Raw genomic sequence first — 4,799 nt, 5'->3', positions numbered from 1 at the left:
AGGTCGAGGCGGATCGGCACCAGGACGGCCTCGTCGCGGTCGCCCGCGGCGTCGAGCAGGGCGAGGCCCTCGGCGGCGGACAGCGCCTGCACGCCGCCGCGAGCCATCCGCTGCACGTCCGCGTCGCCGAGCTCACCGGCCATACCCCCGCCGTCCTCCGCCCACAGACCCCACGCCAGGGACTGCGCCGGCAGACCCGCAGCGCGGCGGTGAGCCGCGAGGGCGTCCAGGAAGGCATTCGCGGCGGCGTAGTTCGCCTGCCCCGCCGTACCGAACACCCCGGCCGCGGAGGAGAAGAGCACGAACGCGGCGAGCGGACGGTCCTTGGTCAGCTCGTGCAGGTTCCACGCCGCATCGACCTTCGGACGCAACACGGTGTCCAGCCGATCGGGGGTCAGCGACGGCACGATGCCGTCGTCCAGAACACCGGCCGTGTGGACCACCGCCGTCAGCTCCACACCCTCCAGCACCGCGGCCAGCGCAGCACGGTCGGCGACGTCACAGGCCGCGAACGCCACCTCCGCACCCAGATCGACGAGTTCGGCCGCCAGCTCCGCTGCTCCCGGCGCGGCGGCGCCGCGACGCGAGACCAACAGCAGGTTGCGGGCGCTGTACTCCGCCACCAGGTGACGGGCGACCTGCCTTCCGAGCGACCCCGTGGCACCCGTCAGCAGTACCGTCCTCGCGGGGTCCAGCGCCCGCAGGCCGTCGGACGGGGCCGTTGCCTCGCCCGCCCGGGCCAGGCGGAGCGCGGTGGTACTGCCGGCCCGCAGCATCAGCTGCGGCTCATCGGTGCCGAGCGCGCAGGGCAGCGCCCGCAGCGAGGCCGAGTCGTCGTCCAGGTCGATCAGGGTGATCCGGCCCGGGTTCTCCGACTGCGCCGACCGGAACAGGCCCCGCACCGCGGCGGCCGGAAGGTTCGAGGTGCCCGCGTTGCGGGTGACCACGGCCAGGCGGGAGCCCGCGAAGGCGTCGTGTGCCAGCCACTCCTGGACGAGCACCAGGGTGTCCTGCAAAACCTTGCGCGTGGTCGCGGCGAGGTCAGGGCCGATCCCCTCCAGGATCGGGAGGACCAGCAGGTCGGGAACGATGCCGCCCTCGGCCGCCTCCGCCAGGTCCGTGAAGGTGATCGCACCGGGCAGGCCCAGGTCGTCCGCGCCGAGGACACCGATCACCCCGCCGGGTGCCGTGGCCGGCAGCGGGACGGGGGTCCACTCCGGTCGGAACAGCGCGTCGTGGCCGCCCGGTGCCGCCAACTGCTCCGGGGAGAACTCCCGCAGTACGAGGGACTCGACCGTGGCGACGGGAGCACCGGAGGCGTCGGCGACCGCGAGCGAGACCGCGTCGGCCCCCACAGCGGCGAGCCTGACCCGCAACTCCCCCGCACCGGCGGCGTGCAGCGACACACCCGACCAGGCGAAGGGCAGCCGGCCCCGGCCGGTGTCCGCCAGCAGACCGCCCGCGCCGATCGCGTGCAGCGCGGCATCGAGCAGGGCCGGGTGCAGACCGAACAGCCCGGCCTCCGACCGGACCTCCTCCGGCAGCGCCACCTCGGCGAACACCTCGTCACCGTGCCGCCAGGCCGCCCGCAGGCCCCGGAACACCGGGCCGTACGCGAACCCGGCCGCCGCGAAGGACTCGTAGACCTCGTCCACCGCCACCGGCTCGGCCTCTGCCGGCGGCCACGCCGTCAACTCCGTTCCGCCACCGGCCGATGCCTCGGCCAGCACACCCACCGCGTGCCGTATCCAGGGGACGTCGTCCCCAGCCTCGGCGGGCCGGGAGTGGACGGCGATCGTCCGGCGACCTGACTCCTCGGGACCGCCGACGGAGACCTGGAGCTGGACCGCGCCGTGCTCGGGCACGATCAGCGGCACCTCCAGGGTGAGCTCCTCGAGCAGCGCGCAGCCGACCTGCTCGCCGGCCCGAACCGCGAGCTCCACCATGGCCGTTCCGGGCAGCAGCACGGTGCCGGCGACGGCGTGGTCCGCCAGCCACGGGTGAGCGTCCAGGGCGAGCCGCCCGGTGAAGAGGTGGCCGTCCGCATCGGCCAGCGCCAGCGAGGCACCGAGCAGCGGATGGTCGGCGTTCCCCAGGCCGGCGGAGACCACGTCCCCGACCAGCCCGGGCCGGACCCGCGGCCAGTAGGTCTCGTGCTGGAAGGCGTAGGTGGGCAGATCCACGCGACGCGCACCGGTGCCCGCGAACACTGCCTGCCAGTCCAGCTCGGTGCCGCGCACCTGGAGCCGGCCGAGTGCGGTCGCGAAGCTCTCCGCCTCCGGCCGGTCGCGGCGCAGCGCGGGGGTGAGGACGGCGTCGCTCTCCTCGGCGAGGCACTGCTGCGCCATGGCGGTCAGCGTGCCGTCCGGTCCCAGTTCCAGGAACGTCCGGACGCCTTCGGCCTCCAGTGACCCCACGGCGTCGGCGAAGCGGACGGCCTCCCGGACGTGCCGCACCCAGTACTCGGGGTCGGTGAGCTCGGTGGTGACGAGTGCACCGGTGAGGGTGGAGACGATCGGGATCCGCGGCTCGGTGAAGGCCAACTCGGCCGCCACGGACCGGAAGTCCGCAAGCATGCCGTCCATCAGCGGCGAGTGGAACGCATGGCTGACGGTGAGCCGCTTCACCCGGTAGCCGTCGGCCGCCAGCTTCTCCGCGACGTCGAGGACGGCCTGTTCGGCACCCGAGATCACCACGGAGGCGGGTCCGTTGACGGCGGCGATACCCACCTCGGCCGTCAGCAGCGGCAGTACGTCGGCCTCCGCCGCCTGGACGGCCACCATGGCACCGCCGCGGGGCAGGGCCTGCATCAGCCGACCGCGGGCCGCCACCAACTTCGCGGCGTCCGACAGGGAGAACACGCCCGCGACATGAGCGGCAGCCAGCTCGCCGATCGAGTGACCGGCCAGGAAGTCAGGCCGCACACCCCACGACTCGACCAGCCGGAAGAGCGCCACCTCGACGGCGAACAGCGCCGGCTGGGTGTACCCCGTCTCGTGGATCAGCTCGGCATCCGCCATCGCCTCGCGCAGCGGACGGTCCAACAGCGGGTCCAGCTCCGCGCAGACCGCGTCGAACGCCGCCGCGAACACCGGATGAGCGGCATACAACTCCTCGCCCATCCCGACCCGCTGACTGCCCTGCCCGGTGAACAGGAACGCCGTCCGGCCACCGACCGCCGTGCCGACGACCGCCTCCGACCCGCCGTCCGCCAGCGACGCCAGCGCGGTCAGCACCTCATCCCGATCCCCCGCCACCAGCGCCGCCCGCTGCTCGAAGGACGACCGCGTCGTCGCCAGGGACAGCGCCAGGTCGGCCACCGCCACCTCGGGACGCACCGCGAGGAACTCCCGCAGCCGGGCCGCCTGTCCGCGCAGCGCCTCCCCGGTCCGGCCCGACAGCACCAGCGGCAGCGGCGCACGCGTGCCCGCGGCGGCCGGCGCCGGCTCCTCGGCGGGCGCCTGCTCCAGGATGATGTGCGCGTTGGTGCCGCTGAACCCGAACGAGGAGACCGCCGAGCGGCGCGGGCGGTCGTTCTCCGGCCACGGTCGGGCCTCGGCGAGCAGTTCCACCGCCCCGGCCGACCAGTCGACGTGCGAGGACGGCTCGCCCACGTGCAGGCTCTTGGGCAGCACGCCGTGCCGCATCGCCATGACCATCTTGATCACACCGGCCGCACCGGCCGCCGCCTGGGTGTGCCCCAGGTTCGACTTCACCGAACCCAGCCAGAGCGGCTGCCCCTCGGTGTGTCCCTGCCCGTACGTCGCCAGCAGCGCCTGCGCCTCGATCGGGTCACCGAGGCGTGTCCCGGTACCGTGCGCCTCAACCGCGTCGACCTCGCCGGCCGTCAACCGGGCATTTGCGAGGGCCTGCTGGATGACCCGCTGCTGGGAGGGTCCGTTCGGAGCGGTGAGGCCGTTGGAGGCGCCGTCCTGGTTGACGGCGGACCCGCGCACGATGCCGAGCACGGGGTGGCCGTTGCGGCGGGCGTCCGACAGCCGCTCGACGAGGAGCATGCCGACGCCCTCGCCCCAGCCGGTGCCGTCCGCGTCGTCGGAGAACGCCTTGCAGCGGCCATCGGTGGCCAGTCCGCGCTGGCGGCTGAACTCCACGAAGGTGCTCGGCGTCAGCATCACCGTCACACCGCCCGCCAGCGCCAGCGACGACTCACCCTGCCGCAGCGACTGGCAGGCCAGGTGCAGCGCCACCAGCGAGGACGAACAGGCCGTGTCGATCGTGACGGCCGGGCCCTCCAGGCCCAGCGTGTACGACACTCGCCCGGAGGCCACGCTGCCCGAGGTACCGGTGCCGACGTGGCCTTCCGCGCCCTCGGCGGACTGCTGGAGCAGCATGCCGTAGTCGTTGTACATCACGCCGACGAAGACGCCGGTGCGACTGCCGCGCACGGTCCCCGGGTCGATGCCCGCTCGCTCGAACGCCTCCCAGGAGGTCTCCAGCAGCAGCCGCTGCTGCGGGTCCATCGACATCGCCTCCCGCGGGCTGATCCCGAAGAAGCCCGGGTCGAAGAGACCGGCCTCGTGCAGGAAGCCGCCCTCGCGGGTGTACGAGGTGCCCTGGTGGTCCGGGTCCGGGTGGTACAGGTTGGCGGTGTCCCAGCCGCGGTCCTCGGGGAAGAACGACACCGCGTCACGGCCGTCCGCGACCAGCCGCCACAGGTCCTCGGGAGAGTCGACGCCGCCCGGGTAGCGGCAGGCCATGCCGACGATCGCGATCGGCTCGTCGTCCACGGCCGTGCTGACCGCGGCAGCGACCGCGGCAGCGGGATCGGCGCCGAGCAG

1 protein-coding gene is annotated in these 4,799 nt (G+C 73.9%); it reads right to left on the bottom strand.

All coding sequences use genetic code 11. The annotated features are described in order from the left end of the window. Positions 1 to 4,799 (bottom strand): type I polyketide synthase (locus ACFV0G_RS35285; protein ID WP_380556770.1); only part of this gene is annotated, 4,799 nt, incomplete at both ends.

The organism is Kitasatospora sp. NPDC059571, from assembly GCF_042735675.1.
Classification (GTDB): Bacteria; Actinomycetota; Actinomycetes; order Streptomycetales; family Streptomycetaceae; genus Kitasatospora.
This window is presented reverse-complemented; position numbering and strand designations above follow the sequence as displayed.